The sequence below is a fragment of the Streptomyces sp. NPDC090499 genome (genome assembly GCF_044769305.1).
In the GTDB taxonomy this organism is placed as follows: domain Bacteria; phylum Actinomycetota; class Actinomycetes; order Streptomycetales; family Streptomycetaceae; genus Streptomyces.
Window position 1 is genome coordinate 158,444 of sequence record NZ_JBIVXP010000010.1, and the last position, 15,174, is coordinate 173,617.

Annotated in this window: 11 protein-coding genes and 5 tRNA genes; 10 read left to right on the forward strand and 6 right to left on the reverse strand. The window is 70.5% G+C overall.

Translation table 11 applies throughout. The features are described from left to right. Window positions 1-2: 2 nt before the first annotated feature. From ACIQVL_RS32360 to ACIQVL_RS32380, 5 genes are all read right to left on the reverse strand, one after another. Entirely contained in the window at window positions 3-3,281 is a 3,279-nt protein-coding gene (locus ACIQVL_RS32360; protein WP_403477124.1) for a nitrate- and nitrite sensing domain-containing protein, read from the reverse strand. 392 nt (window positions 3,282-3,673) lie between these two features. Then, entirely contained in the window at window positions 3,674-4,249 is a 576-nt protein-coding gene (locus ACIQVL_RS32365) for an ATP/GTP-binding protein (RefSeq protein ID WP_046729249.1), read from the reverse strand. Then, the gene (locus tag ACIQVL_RS32370; protein ID WP_019058642.1) at window positions 4,230-4,628 is read right to left on the reverse strand and encodes a DUF742 domain-containing protein; all 399 of its coding nucleotides are present in this window, start codon (window positions 4,626-4,628) and stop codon (window positions 4,230-4,232) included. Before ACIQVL_RS32370 ends, ACIQVL_RS32365 begins: the two co-directional genes overlap by 20 nt. A gap of 110 nt (window positions 4,629-4,738) precedes the next feature. Then, window positions 4,739-5,152 carry a roadblock/LC7 domain-containing protein gene (locus ACIQVL_RS32375; protein ID WP_003973453.1) on the reverse strand — a complete coding sequence of 138 codons (414 nt, stop codon included), beginning with the start codon at window positions 5,150-5,152 and terminating at the stop codon, window positions 4,739-4,741. A 9-nt stretch (window positions 5,153-5,161) separates the two neighbouring features. Next, window positions 5,162-9,079, reverse strand: coding sequence for a nitrate- and nitrite sensing domain-containing protein (locus ACIQVL_RS32380; RefSeq protein ID WP_403477125.1), 3,918 nt, complete (start codon window positions 9,077-9,079; stop codon window positions 5,162-5,164). Window positions 9,080-9,647: 568 nt separating this feature from the next. Between ACIQVL_RS32380 and ACIQVL_RS32385 the strand changes: the two genes are divergently transcribed. From ACIQVL_RS32385 to ACIQVL_RS32425, 9 genes are all read left to right on the forward strand, one after another. Beyond that, window positions 9,648-9,836, forward strand: coding sequence for a hypothetical protein (locus ACIQVL_RS32385; RefSeq protein ID WP_403432794.1), 189 nt, complete (start codon window positions 9,648-9,650; stop codon window positions 9,834-9,836). A 124-nt stretch (window positions 9,837-9,960) separates the two neighbouring features. Then, window positions 9,961-10,746 (forward strand): fumarylacetoacetate hydrolase family protein, encoded by a 786-nt coding sequence (locus tag ACIQVL_RS32390; protein ID WP_403432798.1) that lies wholly within the window; start codon window positions 9,961-9,963, stop codon window positions 10,744-10,746. Next, window positions 10,739-12,223: a glutamate--tRNA ligase gene (gltX, locus tag ACIQVL_RS32395; RefSeq protein ID WP_403432801.1), complete on the forward strand. Its 1,485-nt coding sequence runs from the start codon at window positions 10,739-10,741 to the stop codon at window positions 12,221-12,223. The genes ACIQVL_RS32390 and gltX overlap by 8 nt, the downstream gene beginning before the upstream one ends. Window positions 12,224-12,337: 114 nt before the next feature. Then, window positions 12,338-13,105, forward strand: a complete 768-nt coding sequence (locus tag ACIQVL_RS32400; protein WP_403433404.1) for an HAD family hydrolase — start codon at window positions 12,338-12,340, stop codon at window positions 13,103-13,105. Window positions 13,106-13,196: 91 nt separating this feature from the next. Beyond that, window positions 13,197-13,268, forward strand: a tRNA-Gln gene (locus ACIQVL_RS32405). 21 nt (window positions 13,269-13,289) lie between these two features. Next, window positions 13,290-13,362 (forward strand) — tRNA-Glu (locus ACIQVL_RS32410). A 28-nt stretch (window positions 13,363-13,390) separates the two neighbouring features. Next, window positions 13,391-13,463: transfer RNA gene (locus ACIQVL_RS32415), tRNA-Glu, on the forward strand. Window positions 13,464-13,484: 21 nt separating this feature from the next. After that, window positions 13,485-13,556: transfer RNA gene (locus ACIQVL_RS32420), tRNA-Gln, on the forward strand. A 43-nt stretch (window positions 13,557-13,599) separates the two neighbouring features. Next, window positions 13,600-13,672 (forward strand) — tRNA-Glu (locus ACIQVL_RS32425). Between the two features lie 65 nt (window positions 13,673-13,737). Here the strand turns inward: ACIQVL_RS32425 and ACIQVL_RS32430 are convergent. Next, a complete protein-coding gene (locus ACIQVL_RS32430; protein ID WP_403432804.1) occupies window positions 13,738-14,382 on the reverse strand; it encodes a MerR family transcriptional regulator in 645 nt (214 codons plus the stop codon). Window positions 14,383-14,483: 101 nt separating this feature from the next. On the opposite strand from ACIQVL_RS32430, the gene ACIQVL_RS32435 reads away from it, so the two are divergent. Next, entirely contained in the window at window positions 14,484-14,984 is a 501-nt protein-coding gene (locus tag ACIQVL_RS32435; RefSeq protein WP_403433406.1) for a DUF4188 domain-containing protein, read from the forward strand. Window positions 14,985-15,174 lie beyond the last annotated feature (190 nt).

Consider the following 15,174-nt stretch of genomic DNA (forward strand, 5'->3'; position numbering starts at 1 on the left):
CACTAACGCTCCTGGTTGTAGGTGCTGTCAGGACCGAAGCCCTGGCCGTTCGTTTCACTGCCTGCGTTGCGTCCGCGCTCGACGCCGCGACGCAGGTTGCTCAGCCTGCCCCGGATGTCCTCCGGGGCGCGGGAGACCTGGGGGCCTCCCTGAGGGGTGCTCTCCGCGGCGCCCTCGACCAGGTTGGCCTTGGGTACCCGCCGCGGCAGACCGGAGGAGGTGACCCCGCCCGCCTTGGGCCTCCGCAGTGCCGAGGCCTGCTGCCAGCGCTCGTCGTTCTGCGAACGCCAGGAGGTGTCGCCGCCCGGTTCCGGAGCCGGGGCCGCGGGAGCCACCGGTGCCGGGGCCGCAGCCGGAGCGTGCCGCGCGGGACCGCCGCCGTTCGGGCCGCCCGTGCCGCCGCCGACGGAGCCCCGGCGGGGCAGTCCGGCGTCGGTCAGCCGGTGGCCGTTGGAGGGGGCCGTTCCCGGACGGTCGAAGCCTACGTGGTTCCGCTCGTCCACGGCACCGGCCTGCGCCGACTCCGCCTGCGGAGCGTACTGGGCCCCGTAGCCGTTCTGGTAACCGTCCTGCTGCGGCCAGTCGTCCTGGTAGGGCTGCTCGCCGAAGGCCGGGAAGGCCTCCGCGGCGGCGGCCTGCGCGGCCGCGGGCTCCTCCTGGGCCGGCTCCGGATAACCGGGCTCCGGGTATCCGCCGCTGACGGAGAACGCGTCGGGGGAGAAGGTGTCGTTCTGCGGGAGGCCGCCGTTGGGCGCGTAGTACTGCTCGTCGTACGTGCCCTGCGGCTGCTCCTGGTACGCCGGCTGCCCGTCGTAGCCCGTGGGCTGTTCCTGGAAGCCCGTACCGTTCGGGTCGTAGTCCGCCCGGCCGCTGTCGAACTCGTCGACGTACGCGGGGATCTCGGCGGTCTCCTGGGGGGCCTGCGGGGCCTGTGCGGCCTGCGGGGGCTGTGCCTGGGCCTCCAGGGCCGCACGGCGCTCCTCGCGCATCAGCGAGCGGCCCACGGGGTCCAGGTCGCGGATGTCGTCGGGGACCTCGATGTAGCGGCTGTCGTCGAAGCCGAGTTCGGCCGCCGTACGCATCGGCTGGAGCTGCGGCTGGTTGAAGTTCTCGGGCTGGAACTGCTGCTCCGGGATGATCTGCGAGACGGTGAACTGGTCGCGCTCCAGGGGCTGTTCGCCGCCACCGCCGTGGGTGATCGCGTCCGGCAGCATGACCAGCGAGGTGGTGCCGGCCTGCTCGCCGGAGGGGCGCAGCTGGACCCGGATGCCGTGCCGGTCGGAGAGCCGGCCGACCACGAAGAGGCCCATGCGCTGGGAGATCGCGGCGTCCACGGTCGGCGGGTTGGCCAGCTTGTGGTTGATGTCCGCGAAGTCCTCGGCGGTCAGGCCGATACCCTTGTCGTGGATCTCGATCATGATGCGGCCGTCGGGGAGACGGGTCGCCGTGACGCGGACCTTGGTCTGCGGTGAGGAGAACGTGGTGGCGTTCTCCAGGAGCTCGGCGAGCAGGTGCACGAGGTCGGTGACCGCGCGGCCGTGGATCTCGGCCTCCGGGACGCCGGAGAGCTCGACGCGCTCGTACTGCTCCACCTCGGAGGAGGCGGCGCGCAGCACGTCCACCAGCGGGACCGGCTGGTCCCAGCGGCGGCCGGGCTCCTCGCCGGCGAGGACCAGGAGGTTCTCGCCGTTGCGGCGCATACGGGTCGCGAGGTGGTCCAGGCGGAAGAGGTTCTCCAGCTGGTCCGGGTCGGCCTCGTTGTTCTCCAGGTCGGTGATCAGGGTCAGCTGGCCCTCGATCAGCGACTGGTTGCGGCGCGACAGGTTGGTGAAGATCGCGTTGATGTTGCCCCGCAGCAGGGCCTGCTCGGCGGCGAGCCGGACGGCCTCACGGTGGACCTGGTCGAACGCGCGGGCGACTTCGCCGATCTCGTCGGTCGAGGTGATCGGGATCGGCGCCACCCGGGTGTCGACCCGGCCCGGGTCGGTGCGGGAGAGCTGGTCGACCAGCATCGGCAGGCGCTGCTCGGCGATGCCGAAGGCGGCGTTGCGCAGCTGGCGCATCGAGCGGGACATCTGGCGGGCCACCATGCCGGCCAGGATGAACGCGGCGAGCAGGGCGACCATGACCGCGGCACCGGTGATGAACGCGGAGGTCTTGGCGTCGTCGGCGATGCCGGAGGCCTCGCTCACCGCCTTGTCGGCCATGTCCGACTCGATCGTGCGGTAGGCCTGGTACTTGAGGGTGTTGACCGTCCACCAGTTCTCGGCGGTGACGCCCTGGGCGGCCAGCGCCTGGCGGGTGCTGGTGTCGGTGTTCGGCAGCGTCGCCAGCGCGTTGACCATCGCGTTGTCCTTGGACGGCGGGGCCACGTAGTTCGGGTCCTTGGCCTTGGCCTGCTGGGCCAGTGCCGCGCCGTCCGTCTTGATCTTCTTCTCGAGGTCGGTCAGCTTCTGCGCGTCCGCCTCGGTGCCACCGCCGATGTACTCCTCGACGGCGATGCCCTCCAGGTAGGCGTACGAGGAGAGGGCGACCCGCTGGCTGGCCAGGTTGCCGGCGTCCGGGCCGGGCTTGACCAGCAGGTGCATGCCGATCGACCGCTCCAGCGACAGGGCCGCCTTGGTGAGCGAGATGGCGTAGACGGTACGGCCGTAGGAGGTGATGTTTCCGGTGCCCAGACCGAGTTCGTTGGCGAACTCCATCAGCGGGTGGGCGACCCCGACGTAGCCCTCTTCGGTCTGCACGCCGGAGAGCTTGCTGGTGTACGAGGCGGCGCGCAGGTTCGTGAGCTGCGGCTCGGCCTCGCGGAACAGCTTCAGGCGGCGCTCCAGGCCCGGCTTCTGCGGCATGTTCTGCGCGGCCGCGTCGAAGGCGTCGGCGGCCTTGTCGGTCGCGGCGCGCGCCTGGGTGACCGTCGCCTTGTCCTTGTTCAGGAGCAGCGGTGCCGCGCTGACGTCACGCTCGTTGTAGAGGGCGTCGGCGTAGGTCAGGGCGGCGCGGACCAGGCGCGCGGTGTTCTCCGCGTCGCGGGCGTCCTGCCAGGTGTCGATGGAGCTCTTCACCTGGAAGCCGCCCATCACCAGGCCGACGGCCACGGGTATGAGCAGGATCGCGTTCAGCCTGGTCGGCACTCGCCAGTTGCGCGGGGAGAAACGGCCGCCGCTCTTCGCGGGCGCGGCCGGTGGTTCCGCGGCTGGCACAGGGGTGGGCGCCGCAGCGCGCGGCGGCGGGGTGAAGTTGCCCCGTGCCGACGGCTCGGGACCGTTCTTGCTTCGCCTCACTCGACCAACAACCTCTCGGCGGCGGGCACCTGTCGTCGTGCCGCAGTCTCTCAGAGCCCGGTGTGTCTCAGACCACTACTCAGTACGTCTTTGACTAATGGGCAGTTCAGGCATTCCAGCACGGGGGCCGGTGCACTTCCAAACAGTCCATTGGGGCAGAGCGCACGGATGTAAGCCCCAGATAAAACGGTCATAAAGAGCGAGCCCCGCCAAAAGGCGGGGCCATTGTGAGCGCAGCGGCACCGCACGACCGCGACGCGTGGCGATACCACTGGATTCCTCTGCCGAAACGTTATGAACACCGGAGCCGACCGTGTCAAAGGCCACAGTCGGCTCCGGTTTCCATACGACAACTGCCGTACTCGATGACGGACTTGAGTACGGCGGCGGCGCTACCGCAGGCGCGCCATGAGGGCGTGCTCGACCAGCGTGATCAGCGCGCTCTTCGCGTCGGCGCGGTGCCGGGCGTCGGTCGTGATGATCGGTGCGTCCGGTCCGATCTGCAGCGCCTCGCGCACCTCTTCGGGTGTGTAGGGCTGGTGTCCGTCGAAGCCGTTGAGGGCTATGACGAACGGCAGACCGCTGTTCTCGAAGTAGTCGACGGCCGGAAAGCAGTCGGCCAGACGCCGGGTGTCCACGAGCACCACCGCGCCGATCGCACCGCGTACCAGGTCGTCCCACATGAACCAGAAACGGTCCTGACCGGGCGTGCCGAACAGGTACAGGATCAGGTCCTGGTCGAGCGTGATACGGCCGAAGTCCATGGCCACCGTGGTGGTGGTCTTGTCCCCGGTATGGGTCAGGTCGTCGATGCCCGCCGAGGCGGACGTCATCACGGCCTCCGTGCGCAGCGGGTTGATCTCGGAGACCGCTCCCACGAACGTGGTCTTGCCGACGCCGAAGCCGCCCGCCACCACGATCTTCGCGGAGGTGGTGGCCCGACCTCCGTCAGAGCTTGCGAAGTCCACTGAGCACCCTTTCGAGCAGCGTCACGTCAGGAGCGCCGCCGTTGTTCTCGTCGCCGCCCGGCTGGTGGATGGCGACCAGGCCGGCCTCGGCGAGGTCGGCCACCAGGATCCGGGCCACACCGAGCGGCATGGCGAGCAGCGCCGAGACCTCGGCCACCGACTTCACCTCGCGGCACAGGTGGCAGATGCGCTGGTGCTCCGGGAGCAGCCCCATGAGCGCTGCCGGGTCGGCCGTCGTGCTGATCAGCGCCTCGATGGCGAGCTGGTAGCGCGGCCGGGTCCGGCCGCCGGTCATCGCGTAAGGACGTACCAGCGGCTGGTCGCCCTCGTCCCCGTACGGCTCCGCGTACGGATCATGAGAGGCGGTGGGCGGGGTCATCGTTCCTCCGGGCGGGACAGCAAGTCGGTCGGGCTAGCCGTCGGACGTGGCCGGTGGGGGGATTGTGGCGGCCGGACGGTGATTTGGTGAGGCGGGTTGGATCCGGGCTGTCAGTGGAGCAGACTGCCTTGCAGTTCGGCACGCAGGTCGGGCGTGAGCACCGCGCCCGCGCGGTCGACCAGGAGCGCCATCTCGTAGCCGACGAGACCGATGTCGCACTCCGGGTGGGCCAGGACCGCGAGGGACGAGCCGTCGGAGACGGACATCAGGAAGAGAAAGCCGCGTTCCATCTCGACGACCGTCTGCGCCACGTTGCCGCCCTCGAAGATCCGGGAGGCCCCGGCCGTCAGCGAGGTGAGCCCGGACGCGACGGCCGCCAGCTGGTCGGCACGGTCACGCGGGAAACCTTCGGACATCGCCAGAAGGAGGCCGTCGGCGGACACGACGACGGTGTGGGACACACCTGGGGTGTTGTCCACGAAGTTGGTGATCAACCAGTTGAGGTTCTGTGCCGCCTGGCTCATCGGACTCAACTAACGCTCCTGCTGGTGAGTGGGGCTCGGGAAGCTGCCGGTCTGCGGGCCGCTGCCGGCCTGCCGACCCTGCGCGATACCCCGACGGAGATTGGTCAGCCGGCCGCGAACGTCGTCAGGCGAACGCGAGACCTGCGGACCCGCTTGGTGCTGTTGCTGCTGTGCCGTGCCCGGTACCAGGTTCGCCCGGGGGACCCGGCGCGGCAGACCGGAGGTGGTGACACCGCCCGCCGCCGGCTGCCGTACGCGCTCCGCCTGCCGGACGAGGTCGTCGTTCGGGGAGGTGCGCCAGGCTGCCTGGGCGGGACGCTGGGGGGCCGCGGCGGCGGGCGCCGGCGGCTGTGCGGGCACCGGCGGGATCGGCGGGACCGAGGCCGCCGAGCCGTTGCCGTTGCTCTGGGGGCGCTGCTGCTCCTGCTGGCCGCCGTGGAACCAGTTGGTCTCCAGCGTGTCGTACAGCGGGGTACGACCGTCACCGGGACCGGTGGCCGGCGGCAGCGCCTCCGGCTCCTGGCGGACCGGCGGCGCGGGCGGGACCGGCGGGCGCTGCGGCGCACCGTAGTCGACGCCGCGGCCGTTGGTCCCCGGACGCTCGTACTGGCCGGTGCCGTACTGGCCCGTGCCGTACTGGCCGTTGCCGTTCTGGCCGTTGCCCGGGTAGCCGTTCTGCCGGCCGGGCAGGGAGTGCTGACCGGTGGAGCTGCCGTCGTAGGACGGCGTGGCGAACTGGCCGGTGGAGCCGTTGTCGTAGGCCTGCGGAGCGGCGAACTGCCCCGTGTCACGGGAGCCGTTCTGCGGCGCGGCCGGCGTGCCGAAGACGTCGGAGCGCACGAACTGGCCGGAGTCCTGCTGGCCGTTGACGTTCGGCCGCGGGAACGAGCCGGTGTCGTGGCGGCCGTTGACGTCGGGCCGCGGGAACGAGCCGGTGTCCTGCGGGCCGGTCGTCCCCGGCCGCGGGAACGATCCCGTGTTCTGCGAGCCGTTCGGCGCGTTGAAGTCCGGGCGCGGGAACTCGCCGGTCGACGGAGCCTGCGGGATCGCCGGCATCTGCGAGGTGGCGCCGAGGTCCTGCCGGTCGTCGACGCGGGGCATCGGCGCGGTGTGGGTCGGGTCCTGCTCGTCGTGGCCGCGCGGGGTGTCCAGCGAGGCACGGGACAGCGGCGGCTGGGCGTTCTCGTCGCTCCAGCTGGGCCGGCCCGCCGGCGGGGTGGCGCCGGGCAGTTCGGCCCGCGGGCCGCCGCGCGGCGGCAGCTGGGGCTGACGGCCCTGGTCGGAGGGGTTCGCGGAGCGCTGCGGCGGGACCGGGGTGCGGTTGCCGAAGGCGTCCTGGCCGCCGAAGGAGTCCTGCGGGTTGCCGAACGCGTCCTGGTTGCCGAAGGCACCGGCACCCGCGTTCGACCGGCCCTGCGAGCCGCGTCCGCCGCCCTGTGCACCGGGAGGACGGCCGCCGTTGGGGCCCGCGCCGGGCAGCGCGGCCCGGGGACCCTGGCCGGCACCGACCTGACCGCGCGGACCCGCACCGGCGCCGAGCAGTCCGCCGCCGGAGGGGGCGCCGGAGCCGAGGGCCCCGCCGCGTCCGCCTGCCGTACCGGCACCGCCGCCGAGCGCCGGGGCCGGGGCGCCCGCGCCGAGCGAACCACCGGCGCCGCCCTGGCCGCCTCCGCGACGGGCGGCGGCCGCACCGGCCGCGGCCTGCGCGGCCGCCGGGCCGCCGGACTGGGCCGGGGCACCGGGCTTGCCGGGAGCGGGCTTCTTGCCGCCCTGGGCGACGTCGACCGGGAGCATGACCAGCGCGGTCGTGCCACCGGAGTCGGACGGGCGCAGCTGGATGCGGATGCCGTGCCGCTGCGACAGACGACCGACCACGAAGAGGCCCATGCGGCGGGAGACCGAGACGTCCACGGTGGGCGGCGAGGCGAGCCGCTCGTTGATCGCCGCGAGGTCCTCGGGGGAGAGGCCGATGCCGGTGTCGTGGATCTCGATCAGGACGCGGCCGTCGGGCAGCGCGTGACCGGTGACCTTGACCTTGGTCTGCGGGGAGGAGAACGAGGTGGCGTTCTCGAGGAGCTCGGCGAGCAGGTGCACGAGGTCGTTGACCACGCGGCCGGCCACTTCGGTGGTCGGCACGGCGGCCAGCTCGATGCGCTCGTACTGCTCCACCTCGGACGCGGCGGCGCGGAGCACGTCGACCAGCGGGACCGGGCGGGTCCAGCGGCGGCCGGGCTCTTCACCGGCGAGGACCAGAAGGTTTTCACCGTTCCGGCGCATACGGGTCGCGAGGTGGTCGAGCTTGAAGAGGGAGGACAGCTGGTCCGGGTCGGCCTCGCGGGACTCCAGTTCGGAGATGAGCGAGAGCTGACGCTGGATGAGGCCCTGGGAGCGGCGCGAGAGGTTGGTGAACATCGCGTTGACGTTGCCCCGCAGCAGGGCCTGCTCGGCGGCGAGGCGGACCGCCTCGCGGTGCACGTCGTCGAAGGCCGCGGCCACCTGGCCGATCTCGTCCCGGGAGTGCACACCGACCGACTCCACGGACGTGTCGACGTCCTGCGGGTCGGACTCGGAGAGCTGCTTGACCAGCTCGGGCAGCCGGTCCTGGGCGACCTTGGTGGCGGTCTCCTGGAGGCGGCGCAGCGAGCGGATCATGGAGCGGGCCACGATGAAGGCGCCGACCAGCGACACACCGAGGACGAGCAGGATCAGCGCACCGGAGATGATCGCCGACTGCTCGGAGGAGTTGCGCAGCTCGCGCGCCTTCTGCTCCATGTCCTCGAGCAGCGTGTGCTCGATCTTCTTCATCTGGTCGATCTTGGTCGAGCTGTCGTCGACCCAGTCCAGGTACGAGCGCTTGCTGAGCTCGTTCAGACCGTTCTGGGCGCCGAGCGCACGCTTGGCGTAGGTGTCGGCGGCCTCGATCGTCGGGTTGTTGCCGTCGATCGGGCTGAGCAGGTCGGCCGCGTTGCCGGCGTAGATCTTCCGGAAGATCGTCAGCTCGGAGGTCTCGCTCTCCTGGGCGGACTCGCCGTACAGGCGGTCGTTCTCGGAGAGGTCGCCGGCGCTGGTGCCGTTGGCGGGCAGGGCCGCGGCGATGACGGCGCGCTGTACGGACGCGTACTCCTTGGCGGTGGAGAACGCCGCCAGGGCGCGGGTGCGCTGGATCATCTCCGGGTTGCTGGAGGCCTGCGCCATGTCCTGGGAGAGGTCGATCAGCTGGGTGATCAGCCGGTGGTAGGCCTCGACCGTCTGGGTCGAGTTCTCCTTCTGCTGATAGGCGTCCTTGCGGATCTTCGCCAGGTCGTCCAGCTGGCCGGCCAGACCGACGAGGCTGTCGCGGACGCCCTGCAGCTGACCGTTCTTGCTCGCGGTGTCGATCGACTCGGAGGCGTTGAGGAAGTTCTCGCGGGCGCGGTCGGTCTGGTCCTCGTAACCCTTGACCGCGACGCTCGAGACCGACCCGCCGTGCGCCAGCGGACCGGCGGTCTTGTCGCGCTCGGTCTGGAGCGCGGTGGCCAGCTCGGTCGCCTGCGTGGTCATGTCCGTCAGCAGCTGCATGTTGTCGAGCTGCTGGATGTCGTCGAGCGAGTCGTTGATGCGCACCGCGCCCAGCGTCGTCGCCGCCACCACGGGGAGGGCGAGCAGCGAGACCAGGCGCGTGGAGATGCGCCAGTTGCGCAGGGCTATGCGCGAGCCCGGGTTGGGGGAACCCTGCGCGGGCTTGATCGTCGGAGTCGGACCCGCGGTCGGCTGGGGGCTCGAAGACGCCGACGCGGCGGGGCGCCCGGGGCGCTCACCGCCGTCACCGCCGCCGGCCGGGGCCGGGCCCGGGTTCTGGGCGTGCTGGGGCGAGGAACCGCGGTCGGTCCCGCCGTGCGCCTCCGGCTCCGCCGAAGCGCTGCCATCCCTCTTGAAACGTCCCTGCACTAGCGTCGCAACCTCTGGACCAGGCGCCCTTCCGGGAACGGAAGGACACGGTGTCGGCGTTGAACGGGGAGCGCCCTGAATGCGCACCCTGTTGGTCGTGAGTGTGACCGGCGCTGGCTCCCCCTGTCTCGCCGCCACTCGGCGCTGCGTTGCGCCCCCTGCGCGCCGGCTCGATCCTGCGGCGGTCCGTGGAATTCCAGCACAGTGCCGGATCTCCAACAAGGGCCGCGGACCGAGCTGTGACCTCCGTGACAGCGTGTGAGTGACACGTTACGAGATGTGGAAGCCGATCGCGTACATAAAGGGCGTATCCCTGTCAGTTGCCGGTGTGCCGACCGTGTCCCAGTCGCCATGATCAGGAGCGGAATGACAGGTTCAGTTCGCCAATGTCCGTTTCGTTGCGGTGACTTGTCAGCCGGATATGACCGCTTTGACCCTCGGGTCGTGAGCAAACTCACACGCAGATCAAGGCCTCTTCGCGGCTTCGGCCGGGAATTCGATGTTTAGCCTGGCGCTTTACAAGAGGGAAGTCTCTGCCAACCCACACATGACGGGGTCCAGTACAACCGTGAAGACGACGATGATGTTCCGCAACATAGCCAACCCCCGGCGCACCACCCTCGCCCACCTCAAGGACGCCGAGGAACTGCAGACCCCCGAGCTGCCCGAGCACTCCCTCGATCTCCCCTCCCAGACCGCCAACCCCCGGCGCACGATCCTCATGGAGATCCCGGTCGGGACCTCGGTCGCGGAGTAGTACGGGACCCGGCCGCCGATCACTCACGCACCCGGTGACCGGGTAATTCCGCGGCGGCCACCCCTCACCGCGTTAGCCTGGGGCGTCAGACTCCAGCCGGTTCAGTGAGGGGCGCCAGGATCCCGTGCGCATCGCCAGGTTCTCCATCGACGGGAACGTCGCCTTCGGCGCCGTCCAGGGCGACAAGCAGGACGAACTCGTCCTCGACATCATCAAGGGCATTCCGTTCGCGGACTTCGAGCTCTCCGGCACGAAGGTCCCGCTGAGCAAGGTCCGCCTGCTCCCGCCGGTGCTCCCCAACAAGGTCGTCGCCTACGGCCGCAACTACGCGGAGCACGCGCAGGAGCTGAGCAACGAGGTCCCGGAGGTCCCGTTCGCCTTCTTCAAGCCGTCCACCTCGGTGATCGGCCCCGGCGACGACATCCAGTACCCCTCCTTCTCCCAGGACCTCCACCACGAGGCCGAACTGGCCGTGGTCATCGGCCGCATGTGCCGCGAGGTCCCGCGCGAGCGCGCGGCCGAGGTCATCCTCGGCTACACCTGCGCCAACGACGTCACCGCCCGCGACGTGCAGCGGCGCGAGAAGCAGTGGGCCCGTGCCAAGGGCTTCGACACCGCCTGCCCGCTGGGCCCCTGGGTGGAGACGGACCTGGACCTCGCCACCGCGTCCGACCTGACGATCCAGCTCACGGTCAACGGCGAACAGCGCCAGCTCGGCCGTACGAGCGAGATGATCCACTCCATCGCGGACCTGATCGTCAACATCACCGAGGCCATGACGCTGCTCCCCGGCGACGTCATCCTCACCGGCACCCCGGCAGGGGTCGGCCCCCTCAGCGTCGGCGACGAGGTCGCCGTCACCATCGAAGGCATCGGCACTCTCACCAACAAGGTTGTCAAGCGTGGCTAGCGCACCCGGCACTCCCGTTCGCGTTCGTTTCTGTCCGTCCCCCACCGGTAACCCCCACGTGGGCCTGGTCCGCACCGCCTTGTTCAACTGGGCGTTCGCCCGGCACCACCAGGGCACGCTGGTCTTCCGCATCGAGGACACCGACGCGGCCCGCGACTCCGAGGAGTCGTACACCCAGCTGCTCGACGCGATGCGCTGGCTGGGCTTCGACTGGGACGAGGGCCCGGAGATCGGCGGCCCGCACGCGCCGTACCGGCAGTCGCAGCGCATGGACCTCTACGCCGACGTCGCGGCCAGGCTCCTCGACGCCGGCCACGCCTACCACTGCTACTGCTCCCAGGAGGAGCTGGACAGCCGCCGCGAGGCCGCCCGCGCCGCCGGCAAGCCGTCCGGCTACGACGGCCACTGCCGCGACCTGACCGGGGAGCAGGTGGCGGAGTACCAGGCCCAGGGCCGCACGCCCATCGTCCGCTTCCGGATGCCCGACGAGACGATCACCTTCACCGACCTGGTGCGCGGCGAGCTGACCTTCACCCCGGAGAACGTCCCGGACTACGGCATCGTCCGCGCCAACGGCGCCCCGCTGTACACGCTGGTCAACCCGGTCGACGACGCCCTGATGGAGATCACCCACGTCCTGCGGGGCGAGGACCTGCTCTCCTCCACCCCCCGCCAGATCGCGCTCTACAAGGCGCTGATCGACCTCGGCATCGCCCGGCAGATCCCGGCCTTCGGCCACCTCCCCTACGTCATGGGCGAGGGCAACAAGAAGCTGTCGAAGCGCGACCCGCAGGCCTCCCTGAACCTCTACCGCGAGCGCGGCTTCCTGCCCGAGGGCCTGCTCAACTACCTGTCCCTGCTGGGCTGGTCGCTCTCCGCGGACCAGGACATCTTCTCGGTCCAGGAGATGGTCGCGGCCTTCGACATCTCCGACGTGAACCCCAACCCGGCCCGCTTCGACCTGAAGAAGTGCGAGGCGATCAACGCCGACCACATCCGCATGCTGGACGTGAAGGACTTCACGGAGCGCTGCGCCCCCTGGCTGAAGGCGCCCTTCGCGCCCTGGGCCCCGGAGGACTTCGACGAGGCGAAGTGGCAGGCGGTCGCCCCGCACGCCCAGACCCGGCTGAAGGTGCTCTCGGAGATCACCGAGAACGTCGACTTCCTGTTCCTGGCGGAGCCGGTCGAGGACGAGGCGTCCTGGACCAAGGCGATGAAGGAGGGCAGCGACGCCCTCCTCGCCACGGCCCGCGAGAAGCTGGAGTCGGCCGACTGGACCTCCCCCGACTCCCTGAAGGAGGCCGTCCTGGCCGCCGGCGAGGCCCACGGCCTCAAACTCGGCAAGGCCCAGGCCCCGGTCCGCGTCGCCGTCACCGGCCGTACGGTCGGCCTGCCGCTCTTCGAGTCCCTGGAGGTCCTGGGCAAGGAGAAGACGCTGGCGAGGATCGACGCGGCGCTGGCGAAGCTGACCGCGTAACACCGCGACACGCGTGAGGGGCGGTACCCGGGCCTCCCGGGTACCGCCCCTCACGCGTCGGCCCACCCCGCGTCCGCACGGGCCTCGGCGGTGAACGGGAACCGGTACTCGCTCATGCCCCCGGTGTGCCAGTCTGGGAGGGTGATCAGAGCCGTGGTGTGGGACGTCGACGACACCCTCTTCGACTACACGAGTGCCGACCGCGAGGGGATGCGGGCGCATCTGGCGGCGGAGGGGCTGCTCGCCGGACGGGAGAGCGCGGAGGCGGCGCTGGTGCGGTGGCGGGAGATCACCGACCGGCAGTGGGCGCGGTTCTCGGCGGGCGAGGTCTCCTTCGAGGACCAGCGCCGCGACCGGGTGCGGGTCTTCCTCGGCGCGGAGCTGACCGACCCGCAGGCCGACGACTGGTTCCGCCGCTACCTGACGCACTACGAGTCCGTCTGGGCCCTCTTCCCGGACGTCCTGCCCGCCCTGGACGCGCTCGCGGCCGGCTACCGGCACGCCGTGCTGTCCAACTCCAGCCTGCACGTCCAGGACCGCAAGCTGCGCACGCTCGGGGTGCACGACCGTTTCGAGGCCGTCCTCTGCGCCGCCGAACTGGGCGTCTCCAAGCCCGCCGCCGGTGCCTTCCTGGCGGCCTGCGAGGCCCTGGAACTCGCCCCGCACGAGGTCGCGTACGTCGGTGACCACCCGGAGATCGACGGGCGCGGCGCCGCCGGCGCCGGGCTGCTGTCGGTGTGGATCGACCGCCACGGACCGTCCGCCGGCCCGGCCACCAGGGCGGACGCCCCCGGCGGCCCGCACCGGATCTCCTCCCTCGCCGAACTGCCCGCGATCCTCCGCGCCGATACCCGTTTTGGAGCCCCGTCCACCTTCAGGTAATGTTCTTCCTGCGCCGCCGGGGAGCGGGCCGAAAGGCCGGAACCGAGGGCGCAAAACTAGAACAAGATCCCCTCAGGGGCTTGCGTTCCAGTGGCCTATGGTGTAATTGGCAGCACGACTGATTCTGGTTCAGTTAGTCTTGGTTCGAGTCCAGGTAGGCCAGCTCGCAGAGCTCATCTGCAAAGCCCCCGTTGTGTAGCGGCCTAGCACGCTGCCCTCTCAAGGCAGTAGCGCCGGTTCGAATCCGGTCGGGGGTACGGAGATCTTCCACGGATGATCGCTAGGGCCCCCGTTGTGTAGCGGCCTAGCACGCCGCCCTCTCAAGGCGGTAGCGCCGGTTCGAATCCGGTCGGGGGTACGAACTGGTCTAAACCATCATTGGTCTATGGTGTAATTGGCAGCACGACTGATTCTGGTTCAGTTAGTCTTGGTTCGAGTCCAGGTAGACCAGCTCGGATCTGCGGCGTTGTACATCAAACGCGCGTAAGATCCACGCCCCCGTTGTGTAGCGGCCTAGCACGCCGCCCTCTCAAGGCGGTAGCGCCGGTTCGAATCCGGTCGGGGGTACGCGAGGAAGGCCCTCCGCTTCGGCGGGGGGCCTTCTGTCCGTGTGTACGGCTGTGTACGGCGCCCTACTCGAAGCCGTAGCGCCGGGCCGACTCCTCCTCCTGGGCCAGCCGGTGCAGCGCCTGGAGCATCGGCTCCACCAGCACCGCGCTGGCGACCGCGGCCTCCACCTTCTCCTCCTCCGACGGGCGCGTCTCCAGGAAGTCCAGGTCGGCGACGGCCGCCTGGTACATCAACTTCGCGTGGGGTACGAGGAGTTCGGCGCCCCAGTCGTAGCCGAGCCGGCGGAACGCGGCCAGCGCGACCACCAGCTGCCGGTACGCCGGCGAGATCGTCGTCAGCTGCCTGGCGTTGTCCCAGCCGAGGGCGTCCAGCAGGGCGTCGGCCTCCCGGTGCGCGCCCCGCACGTACTCGTCGTCCTCGTCCGGCTCCGGCAGCTGCGGCAGCGCCCACAGTGCGGCGCCCACCCGGATCGTGCGGCCCAGTGAGTCGTCGTCGACATGCCGGAGCACCTCGCGGACCGTCGCCACGGGGACTCGTCCCACCTGGATCATCGCCCGCACCAGCCGCAGCCGCCGCAGATGCTCCTCGCCGTACTCGGAGGTCGTGGCGTTGACCTGGCGGCCGGGCGGCAACAGCCCCTCGCGCAGGTAGTACTTGATCGTCGCGGCGGACACCCCGCTGCGCTCGCTCAACCGGGCAAGCCGCATGTCTTGCGCGCCTCCTTGGTAAGTGCCACTATCCAAGCATTCACAAAAGGATAGTGTCGCTATCCGACAAGGCTCCGGGGGTGTCGTTCCACATGGTCTCCATGTCCGCCAAACCGATTCCGGGCCGTACGACCGCAGCCCGCGAGGGCGACGCGGTGGTCCTGCTCATCGGGATGCGCATCAACCACTTCTGGGCGGTCCACCAGTGGCTCCCGGTCATGGTGGCGATGTTCCGCATGCTGGCCGAGTTGGCGCGGGACCCCGGCCGGGGACTGCTCGGCCGCATCCTGCTGACGGCCTCGCCGCGCACGTACTACGTCGTCCAGTACTGGGAGTCCAAGGAGAAGCTGTACGCGTACGCGAGCGAGGTGGGCCTGCTCCATCACAAGGTGTGGGGCGCCGTGAACCGCAAGGAGAAGGCGGGCAAGCTGCACGCACACGTGGGCCTCTGGCACGAGACCTACGTCGCCCCCGAGGGCTCGTACGAGTCGATCTACTTCGACATGCCGGAGTTCGGCCTGGGCGCGGCGAGCGGGGTGGTCCCGGTGGAGCAACGGGGCCGGTACGCGAAGGACCGGTTCGCTCACCGGAGCGCCCCGTAAGGGGCGCGGGGAACTGCGCGACCAGCCACGACGGCGGCCCGCCCGGCTGACGGCCGGTGGCTGTGCGAGGAGCCGCTTCGCCTGTCGATCGGCTTGAGTGCAGCACCCCGCCAGGGGCGCGGGGAACTGCGCGACAAGTCGCGACGGTGTCACGGACGGGTGCGGTCGGTGGTGGCAGTGACTGCGCCGT

Coding starts and splice junctions, on each gene's coding strand:
- ACIQVL_RS32430 (WP_403432804.1), bottom strand. CDS start 14,382: ATGCGGCTTGCCCGGTTGAGCGAGCGCAGCGGGGTGTCCGCCGCGACG.
- ACIQVL_RS32435 (WP_403433406.1), top strand. CDS start 14,484: ATGTCCGCCAAACCGATTCCGGGCCGTACGACCGCAGCCCGCGAGGGC.
- ACIQVL_RS32400 (WP_403433404.1), top strand. CDS start 12,338: ATGCCCCCGGTGTGCCAGTCTGGGAGGGTGATCAGAGCCGTGGTGTGG.
- ACIQVL_RS32370 (WP_019058642.1), bottom strand. CDS start 4,628: ATGACCCCGCCCACCGCCTCTCATGATCCGTACGCGGAGCCGTACGGG.
- ACIQVL_RS32375 (WP_003973453.1), bottom strand. CDS start 5,152: ATGAGCCAGGCGGCACAGAACCTCAACTGGTTGATCACCAACTTCGTG.